15 protein-coding genes are annotated in these 14,462 nt (G+C 37.7%); 8 read left to right on the plus strand and 7 right to left on the minus strand.

Features of this window, described 5'->3' with window-relative positions:
• The first annotated feature begins 164 nt into the window (after positions 1 to 164).
• Both ACOQFO_RS02720 and ACOQFO_RS02725 read left to right on the plus strand, forming a co-directional pair.
• Positions 165 to 1,217, plus strand: coding sequence for an ABC transporter substrate-binding protein (locus tag ACOQFO_RS02720; RefSeq protein ID WP_421688177.1), 1,053 nt, complete (start codon positions 165 to 167; stop codon positions 1,215 to 1,217).
• A 276-nt stretch (positions 1,218 to 1,493) separates the two neighbouring features.
• A complete protein-coding gene (locus ACOQFO_RS02725) occupies positions 1,494 to 2,396 on the plus strand; it encodes a PucR family transcriptional regulator (RefSeq protein ID WP_421688178.1) in 903 nt (300 codons plus the stop codon).
• 77 nt (positions 2,397 to 2,473) lie between these two features.
• Here ACOQFO_RS02725 and ACOQFO_RS02730 read toward each other — a convergent pair whose 3' ends face one another.
• The gene (locus tag ACOQFO_RS02730; RefSeq protein WP_421688179.1) at positions 2,474 to 3,655 is read right to left on the minus strand and encodes a PucR family transcriptional regulator; all 1,182 of its coding nucleotides are present in this window, start codon (positions 3,653 to 3,655) and stop codon (positions 2,474 to 2,476) included.
• Between the two features lie 168 nt (positions 3,656 to 3,823).
• On the opposite strand from ACOQFO_RS02730, the gene ACOQFO_RS02735 reads away from it, so the two are divergent.
• The 5 genes from ACOQFO_RS02735 to ACOQFO_RS02755 all read left to right on the plus strand — a co-directional run bounded on the left by ACOQFO_RS02735 (position 3,824) and on the right by ACOQFO_RS02755 (position 9,589).
• Positions 3,824 to 5,062, plus strand: a complete 1,239-nt coding sequence (locus ACOQFO_RS02735) for a Zn-dependent hydrolase (RefSeq protein WP_421688180.1) — start codon at positions 3,824 to 3,826, stop codon at positions 5,060 to 5,062.
• 176 nt (positions 5,063 to 5,238) lie between these two features.
• Positions 5,239 to 6,657, plus strand: coding sequence for a dihydropyrimidinase (gene hydA, locus ACOQFO_RS02740; protein ID WP_421688181.1), 1,419 nt, complete (start codon positions 5,239 to 5,241; stop codon positions 6,655 to 6,657).
• A gap of 30 nt (positions 6,658 to 6,687) precedes the next feature.
• Positions 6,688 to 8,049 carry an NAD(P)-dependent oxidoreductase gene (locus ACOQFO_RS02745; protein WP_421688182.1) on the plus strand — a complete coding sequence of 454 codons (1,362 nt, stop codon included), beginning with the start codon at positions 6,688 to 6,690 and terminating at the stop codon, positions 8,047 to 8,049.
• Between the two features lie 17 nt (positions 8,050 to 8,066).
• Positions 8,067 to 9,347, plus strand: a complete 1,281-nt coding sequence (gene preA, locus ACOQFO_RS02750) for an NAD-dependent dihydropyrimidine dehydrogenase subunit PreA (protein WP_421688183.1) — start codon at positions 8,067 to 8,069, stop codon at positions 9,345 to 9,347.
• A 20-nt stretch (positions 9,348 to 9,367) separates the two neighbouring features.
• The gene (locus tag ACOQFO_RS02755) at positions 9,368 to 9,589 is read left to right on the plus strand and encodes a hypothetical protein (protein ID WP_421688184.1); all 222 of its coding nucleotides are present in this window, start codon (positions 9,368 to 9,370) and stop codon (positions 9,587 to 9,589) included.
• Positions 9,590 to 9,707: 118 nt separating this feature from the next.
• Here the strand turns inward: ACOQFO_RS02755 and ACOQFO_RS02760 are convergent, their stop codons facing one another.
• From ACOQFO_RS02760 to pxpB, 6 genes are all read right to left on the minus strand, one after another.
• Positions 9,708 to 9,995, minus strand: a complete 288-nt coding sequence (locus ACOQFO_RS02760; RefSeq protein ID WP_421688185.1) for a hypothetical protein — start codon at positions 9,993 to 9,995, stop codon at positions 9,708 to 9,710.
• Between the two features lie 11 nt (positions 9,996 to 10,006).
• Positions 10,007 to 10,393 (minus strand): SHOCT-like domain-containing protein, encoded by a 387-nt coding sequence (locus ACOQFO_RS02765; RefSeq protein ID WP_421688186.1) that lies wholly within the window; start codon positions 10,391 to 10,393, stop codon positions 10,007 to 10,009.
• An 11-nt stretch (positions 10,394 to 10,404) separates the two neighbouring features.
• Positions 10,405 to 10,770 (minus strand): DUF2089 domain-containing protein, encoded by a 366-nt coding sequence (locus ACOQFO_RS02770; RefSeq protein WP_421688187.1) that lies wholly within the window; start codon positions 10,768 to 10,770, stop codon positions 10,405 to 10,407.
• Between the two features lie 118 nt (positions 10,771 to 10,888).
• Entirely contained in the window at positions 10,889 to 11,701 is an 813-nt protein-coding gene (locus ACOQFO_RS02775) for an alpha/beta fold hydrolase (protein WP_421688188.1), read from the minus strand.
• Between the two features lie 67 nt (positions 11,702 to 11,768).
• Positions 11,769 to 12,722 (minus strand): biotin-dependent carboxyltransferase family protein, encoded by a 954-nt coding sequence (locus tag ACOQFO_RS02780; RefSeq protein ID WP_421688189.1) that lies wholly within the window; start codon positions 12,720 to 12,722, stop codon positions 11,769 to 11,771.
• A complete protein-coding gene (gene pxpB, locus ACOQFO_RS02785) occupies positions 12,719 to 13,432 on the minus strand; it encodes a 5-oxoprolinase subunit PxpB (RefSeq protein ID WP_421688190.1) in 714 nt (237 codons plus the stop codon). Before pxpB ends, ACOQFO_RS02780 begins: the two co-directional genes overlap by 4 nt.
• 129 nt (positions 13,433 to 13,561) lie before the next feature.
• On the opposite strand from pxpB, the gene pxpA reads away from it, so the two are divergent.
• Positions 13,562 to 14,320 carry a 5-oxoprolinase subunit PxpA gene (gene pxpA, locus ACOQFO_RS02790; RefSeq protein WP_421688191.1) on the plus strand — a complete coding sequence of 253 codons (759 nt, stop codon included), beginning with the start codon at positions 13,562 to 13,564 and terminating at the stop codon, positions 14,318 to 14,320.
• Positions 14,321 to 14,462 lie beyond the last annotated feature (142 nt).

The raw sequence follows: 14,462 nt of genomic DNA on the forward strand, positions 1-14,462 counted from the left end.
TTGTCACTTCCTTTTTGGGTAGTTTTGTGTGTGGTAACCTCAACTAACACCAAAATTAAGGGGGTGGCAAGTTTTTTTGCGTAAAAGACTGTAAAACCAACAATTATTAGCGATTTATATAAATTATTTTTGACAATACGTTCATATGATATGGGGGAAAACAAATGAAAAGAAAAATGGGAAAAGCATATCGATTATTGTTTTTAGCTTTACTTGTATTGGTAACGATCCTTGCAGGTTGTGGCAGCTCAGAAACAAATACGTCCTCTGGAACTTCATCAGATGCTGGATTAACACCAGTTACTTTACAATTAAAATGGGTGCCTCAAGCACAATTTGCTGGTTACTTTGTTGCGTTAGAGAAAGGGTATTACAAAGAAGAAGGGTTAGATGTGAAGATTGCTCCTGGTGGTCCCGACATCGTTCCTGAACAACAAGTTGCTAATGGTGCAGCGCAAATCGGTGTAGACTGGGTAGCTAGTTTACTACCTCACCAAGAACAAGGAATGCCATTAGTTCAAATCGCGCAAATCTATCAAAAAAGTGGATTACAACTCATTACTAAGAAGGATTCTGGTATCGAATCACCTGCAGATTTAGCAGGTAAAAACGTTGGAAACTGGATGGGCGGAAATGAATTTGAGCTTTTAGCATTGTTTGATAAATACGAATTAGATCCAAATAGTGATTTAAGCTTCGTTAAGCAAGCATTTACAATGGACCAATTCTTAACTGGTGAACTAGATGCTGCATCTGTTATGACGTATAACGAATATCATGTTGTTCTTGAATCTGGCGTCCCAGCGAGTGATTTAAAAGTTATTGATATGAATGAAGAAGGAGTTGCGATGCTAGAAGATAACCTGTTCGCGAACTCTGAATGGCTAGCAGATAATAAAGAAGTGGCAGCAAAATTCGTTAGAGCATCGATTAAAGGATGGCAAGATGCGATTAAAAACCCAGAAGAAGCTGTTGATATTATAATGGCACAAGTTGAAGAAGGTAGTACGACAAAAGAGCACCAATTAGTAATGATGGAAGAAGTGGCGAAGTTGGTTGTTCCTGAAGGATTTGATGCTGCAAATATCGGAGTAATCGACGCAGAAATGTTCCAACAAACAGCTGATATCGCATATGAATTTGGGGTTATTAAAAATCCTGCAGATATCACGAAGAGCTATACAAATGAAATTATGGAGATGGCGAAAGGAAAATAGATTATTAGTATTCGAGATGAATCGGAAGTCTTAAAAGTTGAACAAACTTTTAAGGCTTTTTTTGTGGGTCAGAAAGGTTGGAGTTCCGGATTTTATTTCGAGTGTTAGGAAATCTAACATATCACATGTGCAACTGCATAATTTTTTTCATTGTTATGTCCATAGTATGTAAAATGTCTATCCATTAAAATGAAAACAATAAAATTCAAGTTATTCAAATGTTACAAAGTTCTGGTGAATGGATTATTGCATTCTATATTTGAAAGGATGAAGCGAATGGGCTTAAATTCAACCTTAACAACTGAATGTGTTCCGAATGAAAGTGAATTAGAAAGAAGTCACTTTGTAGAGTGTTACTGGATGAATGAACTGATTCAGAATCAATTAATAGATGAATTATTAATACGATCGCAGTTAGGAAACGAATTTAAAACGCTGAACAATTTGTCTTACCAAGTGTGTATTCTTGAAATGAAAAAAATCGATCATGAACATTCCGCAGAAAGTATTAGTGATTCAATGGGCATCCATTTTTTTAGTATTGTTAGGTCCATCTTTGAACAATATTCATTCCGTTGTTTTATGACCATTCAAGACCAGCGTTTAGCGATCCTTGCCTTTGATTTATTCCCTACTAATACGAAAAAAGAACAACTTAAGAAGAAAGAAAAACTAGAATTGATTTCGAAACAAATCGATAATGTGTTAAATAATCGAGAAACGCGAAAAAAATTTCAAGTGTATATGGGCATTAGCTCTACTTATAAAGGGTTAAACAATACGCATTATTGTTATGAAGAAGCGAATAAAGCCATATTACTAAAATCCTTTTTCCAATCTTCAACGATTTTTTATGACGATTTAGGTACCCTTGAAATTTTATTGAATTTGCATGAAAAGGGGAAGCTGGAGTCCTTTGTATTAAGGTATATTGGTCCGTTAATAGAAGAAGATCGAAAGAAAAATAGTGATTTATTAAAAACATTAAAAATTTACCTTGATCGAAACGGTTCAAAGCAATCTGTAGCAGATGAGTTACATATTGTAAGACAATCATTATACTATCGCCTTGCGAAAATAAAAGAACTGTTAGGCGAAGATTACATGTGTACTAAAAACAAATTAGCACTACAATTAGCAATCCAAGCATATGAACTCCTCAGTATGGAAGTGGGGTGATATGGCGGGACATTGGGGACAGTAAAAGTGTCCCAGCAACGTTGGCTGGGACACTTTTACTGTCCCCAATGTCCCATTTAATTTTTCTGTTGGTTCAAGACATCTTCAATCATAAAAGCGACATTTAAATTCGTTCTTGCGAATGTACTATTTAAATCTAAATCTAGTAAAGATTCTATTTTATTAATTTTATAGTTAACTGTGTTGCGATGGATAAAGAGGCGTTTGCTGATTTTGTTGGCACTGCCGTTTTCTTCGAGGAAAATGCGTAAAAAATCAACGAAATCAGTGTTGTGTAGTTGGTCATAAAAATAAAGATGACCGAGCATATCCTGGTGAAACGTTTTGATAATGGATTGATCTGGAACGTTCATAATGATTTTATAGGTCCCAATTTCTTTGTACTTTTGAATCGATGGGTTCTTGTGTTGTTTGACCAAACGTATGACGGTTAAGGATTCATCATAGCTCTTTGCGACTTTCTTCAAATTTGTATAAAAATTCCCCATTCCAATAATCAAGTCTAGCTCTCCACTTTTCTCAATTACTTTCTCGTAAATTTTCTCAACTGTTTTTGAGAAGGGAATATGATTGATTTTCACTTCACTTCGATTAATCAAAAAAATGAGTTCATTGTTATGCGTAAAAGATAGGAAATTATTGTACCGATTATTGAATTCGTGAAAGATTATATCCGAATAGTTAGAAATGGAGTGATTTGCATTCTTTGTTGTACATGTGATGATTCCAAGTTCTGCTCCCTTTGGAATCCCTCTTTTATGTAGGTTTTCCTCAATCGAGATGTTAGGACGGTCAAAGCGAAAAATCAAATTATATAGAAGTTTTTGTTCATTCTCTTGTTGGTAGGATGTTTGAGTTGTAGAGAGTAGTTCAATGGTGTTTTTCAATAAATCCGCTACCCGATGCTTCCAATCCAATTGAAAAAGGGGGAATTGGTACTCGTCAGCAAACTGAAGGATTGACTTTGGTACTTCCGGTATATAAGGGCCGATATTGATAATATAACCTGCGACATTTTTGGAATAGGATTGACGAATTAGTGTTTCGAGCTGCTCTATATCATTTTTCATTTGAACCCCAGTCGTTACTATTAATTCGTTTGGTCTGCAAAATGAGATTAAATCGGTGCTTTCAATCACGTTAATGCCTGAAAGTTTTCGATTTAAACCTTTCTCACCTGCGATCAATTGAAGATGTTTGAATTCCGGTGCGTGAAGAAATTCTCTAACTGTGATCATAAAAAACTCCTTTCGATAAAGGGTGTTAATAAAAGTAACATTTCGTATGTGCAATTGCATAACAATTTTTAGACCAATGTCCATATACTGTGAAAATATTATACATTAAAATAATCAAATAAAAATAGTGTTAATTTACCTAACATTGAATTTGGAGGTGTGATTTTTATGTTTAAATGTAATCAATCTCGTTTAAAGGATTCAATTGAACAATTTAGTCGATTTGGTGCTACAGACAACGGTGGAGTTACAAGACTCTCCTTATCTAAAGAAGATATTGAGGTTAGGGACTATTTTTGTGAGTGCTGTAAGAACTTAGGTTTAGATGTAAGGATAGATGACATGGGTAATATATATGCAACACTTCCTGGGAAAAAAGATGTGCCACCAATCATGATGGGCTCTCACTTAGATTCCGTTGTAAAAGGTGGACGATTCGATGGGGTTTTAGGCGTATTAACTGCCTTAGAAGCTGTCAGAACCATTAAAGAGAACGATATTGAATTGGAGATCCCGCTGACAATTGTTAACTTTACAAATGAAGAGGGTGCCAGATTCGACCCAGCAATGATGAGTTCGGGTGTTATCACTAATAAATTTGATAAAGAAAAGATGCTTCAATCAACGGATAAAGACGGTATCACTTTTAAAGAGGCATTAAAGGAAAGTAGTTATGAAGGCAGTATCGAAAATCGCTTGAAAGAAGCCGCCGCTTTTATTGAACTACACATTGAACAGGGACCAATTTTGGAAACTGAAAAAGTAGAAATTGGCGTTGTAGAAGGTGTGCTTGGTATGAGCTGTTATGAAGTAAGTATTAGTGGCGAATCCGATCATGCTGGTACGACACCGATGAAGATGCGTAAAGATCCTTTATTTTTAGCTACTAAACTAATTTCTATTTTAATAGAGCAACTTGGCAAGGTAGACGAAGAACTTGTTTATACAATTGGTCGCATGAACGTCACACCAAATATACACACAGTTATTCCAAATAAAGTGGTGTTTACGATTGATGCGCGCCATAAAGACCCGTTGAAAATAATTGAAGTAGAACAAATTATTGAGGCTTTACCTGCTGAAGAAGCGGGTTGCTATATACAGAAACAAAAGCTTTGGGGCAGAGATACAGTGGTATTTGAGCCGGAAATATGTGATGAGATAGAACAAGCTTGTGATCTGCATGGATACTCCTCTAAACGTTTATATAGTGGTGCTGGTCACGATGCGCAATTTATTGCTTCGATAATACCAACAGCCATGATTTTTGTTCCAAGTATTAATGGAAAAAGCCATTGCGAAGAAGAAGAGACCTCCTTTGAAGATTGTGCAAAAGGAGCAGATGTTTTACTCACAACCGTGTTAAAACTTCAAACAAAGTTTGCTAAAAAAGAAGCATTTATTTAATTCGTTTTGTTCACATGTTTCCAAATGAAAGCATGTGTTTACAAATATACATCTACCACGGCGCTCTATTGTTCCCCCTTTATAGTGCCGTGGTAAGTTAATAACATTGTTCATTACCCTAAAAATGAAGTTTATTTCAATAGTGATTCAACTAACGAAAGAGAGGTAGTGTTTCTATGAAAAAGAAAATCATTAAAGGTGGTAAGATTGTAACTGCTACAGATAGTTTTGAGGCTGATATATTAATTGAAGGTGAAAAAATCGTTCAAATTGGAAAAGATTTTGTAAATATAGATGCGGAAATCATTGATGCGACAGGAAAATATGTATTCCCAGGAGGCATTGATCCCCATACTCATTTAGATATGCCTTTTAATAACACAGTAACTGATGATGATTGGGAATCTGGGACGATTGCTGCTGCATTTGGTGGTACAACAACCATTTTAGACTTTGCTTTAACAGCTGGTGAAACGAAATTAACGACAGCTGTTGATAAATGGCATAACAAAGCAGAGGGTAAAGCGGTTATCGACTACGGATTCCATTTGATGATCACTGACTTAAATGAAGAAACTGAAAAAGAACTACCTCTTTTATTAGAAAAAGAAGGAATTACGTCAATTAAGGTCTTCATGGCTTATGCGAAAGAATTCCAAGCTAGTGATCGAACGTTATTCAAGGCTTTTAAAATAGGGAAAGAAACGGGAGCCATTGTCATGGTGCACTGTGAAAATGGTTCGGTTATCGACGAACTTGTAGAAGAAGCAAAGATGGCAGGCAACACAGAGCCAATCTATCATGCATTAACACGCCCACCAGAAATAGAAGGGGAAGCGACTAAACGGGCAATTGAACTTTCTCATGTAGCAGGGGCAAAACTTTATGTTGTACACGTAACTTGTAAAGAAGCAGTAGATGAAATCATCAAAGCTCGTGAAAAAGGATATGACGTGTACGGTGAAACTTGTCCTCCATATTTAACATTAGACCAATCACTTCTCGCTCAACCAGGATTTGAAGGTGCCAAGTATGTTTGGTCACCACCACTTCGACCAAAATCACATCAAGAACCTCTATGGAATGCTTTAAAAGCAAAGCAACTACAAACTATTGGCTCAGACCAATGTTCATTCAACTTTAATGGAAAAAAACAATTAGGTATAAACGACTTCTCCAAAATTCCAAATGGCGGTCCATTTATTGAAGATCGTTTCAGTGTCTTATATTCAGAAGGTGTATGCAAAGGATACATCTCAATTAATGATTTCGTTGACTTAGTATCAACAAATGCAGCAAAAATTTTCGGACTATACCCTCAAAAAGGAACGATCGCCATCGGGTCGGATGCGGATATTGTCATTTTTGATCCAAAGATTAAACGTGTCATTTCAGCAAAAACACATCATATGAATGTGGATTACAACGCCTTTGAAGGATTGGAAGTAACGGGTGAGCCGGTAAGCGTACTGTTACGTGGAGAATTCATTGTGAAAGACAAAGAATTTGTAGGCACGATCGGTGGCGGTAAATATATTAAACGTCAATTAGAGAAAAAAGTAGTGAGTCCATTAGAAACCGTCTTATTGAATTAATAAAAAGTTGCCTTAAAAGGAGAGGGATAAATGAGTAGTATAACTGGTGGTTTCATTTCTCCAAATTTAAAGGAGAACTTTGAGGAAATCTATAAAGGCATGACGAAAACAGACGCAATCATCGAAGCAAATCGTTGTTTATATTGCTATGATGCCCCGTGTATAAAAGCCTGTCCTACAGGAATTCAAATACCGAATTTTATTAAAAAAATAGCTTCTAATAATTTAAAAGGATCAGCTAAAACGATCCTAGAAGCAAATCCACTTGGAGCAAGTTGTGCCCGTGTATGCCCAACGGAGGAGTTATGTGAAGGGGCTTGTGTATTAAATGGCGTATCAAAGCCTATTAATATTGGAAACTTACAACGCTACGCGACGGACTATGCAATGAAACTAGATAAACCGTTATTGGAAGCGGGTGTTAGCAATGGCAATACCGTTGCGATTGTTGGAAGCGGCCCTGCAGGACTATCAGCTGCAAGAGAGTTAAGTCGCCTAGGCTATAAAGTAACGATTTTTGAAGCGGAAAAGGAAGCTGGCGGTCTAGGGCGTTACGGAATTGTCTCCTTCCGACTTCCTAAAAAAGTCGTTGAGTGGGAAGTACAACAAGTAGTGGAATTAGGCGTTGAAATAAAAACAAACTGCCGTGTCGGTGTTGACGTATCTGTTAGTGAGTTAGTGAAAAATTACGATCGTATTGTACTTGCCATTGGGATGAGTAAAGTGCCGGAATTAGGAATCGAAGGCGAACAATTAGATGGCGTATATGATGCAATTGAATTTATTAAAGATACAAAAATAAACGAGCCAACAGAGGAGCTCAGAGGTAAAAAAGTAGCGGTCGTCGGTGCTGGGAATACAGCGATTGACGCGGCCACTACTGCGATGAGATTAGGCGCTTCGAATGTACAGATTATTTATCGACGAACGCAAAAAGAAATGACAGCTTATCAGTTTGAATATGAGTTTGCAAAGCAAGATGGCGTCGAGTTTAGATGGCTTACTGCTCCGATTGAAGTGATCGGCGAAAACGGAAAAGTGACTGGGTTAAAATGTTTGAAAATGACGTTAGGCGAAGCGGGTACAGATAGGAGACAAAAACCAGTTCCTGTTGATGGCTCAGAGTTTACGATTGAGGTGGATGCGGTGATAAAAGCAATTGGTCAATCGCGATATGAAGAGTTAATCGAGGCATTTGACTTAGAGAATGTATTTGGTGTTGTCCAAGTGGATGATTCATTCAATACTTCGCAAAAGAAAATCTATGCTTGTGGTGATGTTATTTTTGGTAACGGACAAGGAGAAGCGATGGTTGTTTCTGCAGTAGAACAAGGGAAGAATGTTGCGAAGGCAATTCATAAATCGTTTCAACTTCAGGTCGAAATTGCTTAAAGAGAGGGGGATACGTTATGGCAGATTTAAGTATAAATTTAGGAGGTATTAAATCGCCCAATCCATTCTGGTTAGCCTCCGCACCACCTACAAACTCTGGGTACCAAGTTCAAAGAGCGTTTGAAGCTGGTTGGGGTGGAGCCGTTTGGAAGACACTAGGTGATCCGATATTGAATGTTTCATCACGCTTTGCGGCTGTAAGTTTTAATGGCCAACGAGTTGCAGGTTTTAACAATATTGAATTAATTACCGATCGTCCTCTTGAAGTGAACCTGAAGGAAATCTATGAAACGAAAAAGAGATTTCCTAATCATGCAATTATTGCTTCATTAATGGTTGAACCGAAACGGCATAAATGGCACGAGATTGTAAAACGTGTGCAAGATGTGGGAGTTGATGGGTTTGAATTAAACTTTGGCTGTCCACATGGAATGGCAGAACGCGGAATGGGATCTGCCTCGGGGCAAGTACCAGAGCTAGTTGAAAAACAAACCTTTTGGGTAAAAGAAGTAGCGGAGGTTCCGGTGATCGTTAAGTTAACGCCTAACATTACGGATATTACCGTTACAGCTCAAGCAGCAGTGAATGGCGGCGCAGATGCCATTAGTATGATTAACACGATTAATAGTTTAGCAGGTGTTGATTTAGATACTTGGAATACAATCCCCCATGTTGGAGGGAAAGGTGCACATGGTGGTTATTGTGGCCCGGCAGTGAAGCCAATTGCTTTAAATATGGTAGGAGAATGTGCACGAAATCCTTATATTAATGTACCGATTTCAGGTATCGGTGGTGTTTCCAACTGGCAGGATGCGGCTGAGTTTTTACTAATGGGTGCCACGGGCGTGCAAGTATGTACGGCGGCTATGCACCACGGATTTAGCATTGTTGAGGATATGGTTGATGGTCTTAATAATTACCTAGATGAGAAGGGTATTTCTTCGGTTATGGATATTGTAGGAAAAACTGTGCCGAAATACTCTGAATGGGGAGATTTAGATCTCAATTATAAAGTAGTTGCAAAGATTAATAATGATGTATGTATTAACTGCAATAAATGTCATATTGCTTGTGAAGACACATCCCACCAATGTATCGATATGTTAGTTGGTGCAAATGGAAAGCCGATGTTAAAAGTACGAGAAGAAGATTGTGTTGGCTGTAACTTATGTTCCATCGTTTGTCCTGTTGATGGTGCGATTGAAATGGTGAAATTAAAAAATACACTACCTAGTATGACGTGGAATCAGAGACAAGAGATGATGGAACGTTATGCGGTTAATAGAATTGCGAGATAAATACAATGGGGGTATAAACAATGTCTGAATATATGGAGTTTCAAGCTGAAAAAAGAAAGATCGACAGTTATTTTGAGGACGGCTATGAAATTAGCATAATAACTGAAGACTTAAGCGGAATGCACATTGAATTTGCCTCTCCATTCACAGCTGATCGAGAGAAGGTTAAATTATTACTAACAACACCAGAAGCCAGAAAATACATCGCCACAAGATTATTATACCCGCAGGTTATGTATTGAGGGATTGGGGTGAGAAGGGACACTGGGGACAGTAAAAGTGTCCCAGTTACTTTGGTTGGGACACTTTTACTGTCCCCAACGTCCCACCTGGGACAGAAAGCCTGTCCCCAACGTCCCGCTATAATCTAATCATAACCTCGGAACCATCCTTTGCTTTTACATCGACAAGTACAAGTCCTTTATGTTTTTTCAATTCTTTAGCGAAAGGTTTTAATGTTTGTTTATCTATTTGTGGGAAGGTGAAGGGAACTTCCTTTTTCGTTCTTTCATAGTGATCTGAAATCCATCTATTCACATTCCGCTGAAATCGTTTCGAAGACAGAATGGAAATCGCAATGTTAAAAAATGCGTAAGGAATCGGAATGGAAAGCCGTACTTTATTTGCCTTTACTTTTACTCGCATCATAAGTTGATCTCCTATTCAATAAAAATGGCAACAGTATCACCTTGAGCCGATTTCACATCAACAATTTGACCATCCAGTTCGTTTTCGATTGCTTCGATGATGATTCCGATGTCTAGATCTTTTACGTATTTTTCGGATTGAGGGATAGTCGATGCGATGCTATATCCAGCCATTAAAGCGACTTTTACAAGCTTGATAGGTAAGTTGACTGTAACATTATCATTTTGGGCAGAGACAACGCGAATTTTCAAAGTTTTGTCTAAATATTTAGCGGGTTTAGTGACTTTATTGCCAGTGTCTTCTTTTTCTTGTAAAACTTGAATTAATTCCGCACCTTGATCAGCATCAATTTTACCTTCTTGCACCATTGTTAAAACTCTTGCAATCTCATCTTTCATGTACTTTCCTCCTATTCATCTTTTAAAAGTTTAATGGCTTCCTCTGCTGTGATTTCGCCATTTTCTAACATCGTAACAATCTTTTTCTCATCGACTTCATTTTTCTTTTTCTGCTCATAACCAAGTGCTGAAATGATGTCATTGAGCTTTCCTCGAACCGTTGGATAAGAAATCCCCAGTTCCTTTTCAACTTCTTTAATACTTCCTCTAGAAGCTAAAAATACTTCTACAAAATGAAGTTGATCTTTTGATAGGGAAGCAAGCTTTGACAGTTCAAACTCATTTTCAATCGTCGTATGACAATGGGTGCACTGCAATTTTGTAATTTTTAACGTTTCGCTACAGACAGGACAGGTTGTGATTACTTGATATGTCATAATCAAATTCCTTTCTTTAAGTTAATTTGATTATACAACGGAACATTAAGAAAATAAAGCGTAAAAATTAATTATTTTAATTTTGTGTTCAATAAAATTAATATTCAAATTAAGATTATTAATTTCTGTTTTCAAAAATGGATTGTACGAAAGTAAGGAGCAGTTCATTGAATTCTTCATAATTATCATAATTCGCATTATGTGAGGCGTTCGAAATAACCTTCACCGGGAAACCTGTCTTTTCCCCCCAACTTTTACAGTACTTTTTAATATAACCTGTATTGTCATGCTCACCATATGTAATCAAAACAGGGCAGTTAAATTGCACCTCATCCTCAATTTTCAAAAACTCACCGTATACTGCACTCGCTGCTTTCAATATGCCTTGTTTACCTAAACGTATTAATGAGTCGTACATACTATTCCTTGCTTCTACAGTAGTCGTAATCGCTTTTGCGCTCGTTTTGCAGTAGTAACGATAAGGATAAAGTCTTGGGATCGTGGCGAAATGTTTAATCCAGAAAAGTTCTGATTTTTTATAGTAACTTTTACCGAAAGGGGTAGTGCCAATTCCTATAAATCCAACGACCTTATCTGCATGTTCAGAAATAAAGGATTGGGCAATGTAACCACCTGCGGATTGTCCCACTAAGATGATTTTTTCAATGTGTTCCTGCTCGAGGATGGCTAGCAGTTCCTTATTTACATTGGCGAAGGAGAATTCTTGATAAGGTCTGGATTTTCCATGTAGGGGATAGTCCCAAGTAATCAGCTTAAAGTGAGCAGATAGATGCTCCACTTGTTTATCAAAAAGGGTATGGTCTGCGGTGAGTCCGTGGCAAAATACAATGGCCAATTTTTGAGGGGAAGTCAGCTCGTTTGTCCAGTAATAAACCGTGCCTCTGGGAGAGTTTATTTGCTTTTCAATCATTTATTTTCCTCCAATAATTAATTTGCGCAAACCCATCGTAATAAAGGTTTGCGCGTATTTTATGGATTTAGTTAACGATACCATCTACTATTTTCTTCAACAACCCAAATTCCTTTTCCTGTTTAATAATCAACTCTTGCGCTTCTTCCAGTGTAACCAGCTCAAATCGAACTTTCGCAAAAGGCTGAAGTTGAGCTAATTTTGGTAAATCAACAGAGATCACTTGCGCAATTTTTGGATATCCGCCTGTCGTTTGACGGTCAGCCATTAAAATGATCGGGTGACCACCTGAAGGAACTTGCATTGTTCCGAATGTTACAGCTTCTGATAACAGCTCCAATTTTTCTGCCAAAGCAAGAGGTTGTTCTCCCTCCATACGATACCCCATACGGTCGGCGTCTTTTGTCACGGTAAAAGTTGTATTTTCAAGGGCAGCCTTACTTTCATCTGTAAATCGGTCGTACTCAGTTCCTTTCACCACGCGAATGACAGCATCTTGAGAAGTGGAGATCCAATCTTTTGGATGAATCGCCCAATTATCCTTTTGAAGCGGGGCAGACTCCAAGATTGGTAGAACATCTCCCTTCTGAAGAGGGTGGCCTTTATAGCCACCAATCCCTGCACGTATATAAGTGCTGTAACTGCCTAATGTCTTTTCAACCTGAATACCGCCTTTAATATGTAAGTATCCACGCGCTCCGCTCACACTAGATTGTAATTTTAATATACTTCCAGCTTCAGCGAATACCGGTCTCCACATAGCGCACGCCTCACTGTTTAGTAGGGGATGGAAGTCAGCTCCAGTTAAGCAAAAAACAGTATCACAATTAAACTGCACAGTCGGTCCAACTAAAGTAAATTCAATCGCTGCAGAAGGTTCTTGTTGCAATAGAATTTCTCCAAGACGGTACGATGTGGCATCCATGGCACCACTAACAATAACGCCATACTGTTGAGAACCTCGTCTGCCTAGATCTTGAATGGTTGTTAATAAGCCGGGCTTCAAAATAGTCATTGTCATTTTATTTCACCTGCCAAATTCTTATATTCCTCTTCAGAAATCGTAACAAAACGGATACGATCACCTGCTCGAAACAGCGTCGGGGGATTTTGTTCTGGTAGGAATAATTTTAAAGGAGTTCGTCCAATAATTTGCCAGCCACCAGGTGTTTCAAAAGGGTAAATCCCCGTTTGTTTTCCGGCAATGCCAACAGAACCTGCAGGTATTTTTAATCGGGGTGTTTCCTTGCGTGGGGTAGCAATTTTTTCATCCATGCCTCCCATAAAAGCAAATCCAGGTGCAAACCCAAGCATATAAATAAGACATTCATTTTTTGTATGTATTTGAATTACTTCTTGTTCAGATAGCTGATTATATGTAGCAACTTCATTTAAATCCGGTCCATAAATGCCACCGTAACACACAGGTATTTCAATGATTCTACTCGTTTCATTTACTTCGATTTCTTCTTTTAACAATAAAGTATTAATATAATTTACAACCTTCACATAAGGTGTAGAACCCTCAAACTTCCATTGACTCACCAAATAAACATCATAGTAGATACATAGATTCGTATAACTTGGTACCACTTCTATCAGACCGTTAAAGGGATGCATCTCAAGTATTTTTAAAAACTTTTTTATAGATAAATGAATCTCTTCAGATATACCATCACCAAAAGTTACTAAAATAGCACTATCTCCAAGAGGTTTGAAGTATATTGCCATATGTTATACCCCCTTATTAATTATTTTGAATATTGGAAATTATTATAGCATATTAATTTTTTTGGTGATAACATAATTAGTAGATTTGTCATTTGATAGATTAATAGCAACATTTTAGGAGGTAATCAAATGGTTCATGTTGATTTGAATTGCGATATTGGTGAAAGCTTTGGAAGATATTCTCTTGCAAATCAAAAAGAGATTCTAGAGCACGTGACTTCTGCTAATATTGCATGTGGTTTTCATGCTGGGGATCCATCTGTGATGCGTGAAACTGTGAAGATTGCTATTGAAAATAACGTGAAGATTGGAGCGCATCCAGGTCTACCGGATTTAGTAGGGTTTGGACGTCGTGAAATGGCAATCACTCCTCAAGAGGCCTATGATATGGTGGTTTACCAAATTGGTGCTCTGCAGGCGTTTCTTACGATTGAAGGGGTAAAAATGCAACATGTAAAACCCCATGGTGCCCTTTACAATATGGCTGCAAAGGATACTAAAATTGCAGAAGCAATTGCTCAAGCGGTATATGATGTTTCTCCGGAGCTTATTTTATTTGGCCTTGCATCCAGTGAGTTAACGAAAGCGGGAGAAAAACTTGGACTTCAAACTGCGCACGAAGTATTTGCAGATAGAACTTATCAAGAAGACGGCACTTTAACATCTCGTAAACAATCAAACGCGCTGATTACGGATGAAGAGGAAGCGGTCAATCAAGTAATTCGAATGGTAACAGAGGGGAAAGTAAAATCCTGTCAAGGTACTGATGTTTTACTAAAAGCTGATTCCATTTGTATTCATGGTGATGGTGAACGCGCGATTGAATTTGCAAGATATATAAATAAGGAATTACAAAATAATGGAATAGAAGTGAGGGCATTTAGGTAGGAAGGTAGTGTCAAAACTTCTATGAAAAACTGAAAATCACAATAGTTCAGGGCGGAAATCATTCTCCGAACGAGAGGACAATCGCTCTTGACAAACATTCCGAAAAGGTTGCGCCTTGTTTTTGAGGGCGAAGGGAAAAAAG

Origin of the sequence: Ureibacillus sp. MALMAid1270 (assembly GCF_049202975.1) — a bacterium.
GTDB lineage: Bacteria > Bacillota > Bacilli > Bacillales_A > Planococcaceae > Ureibacillus.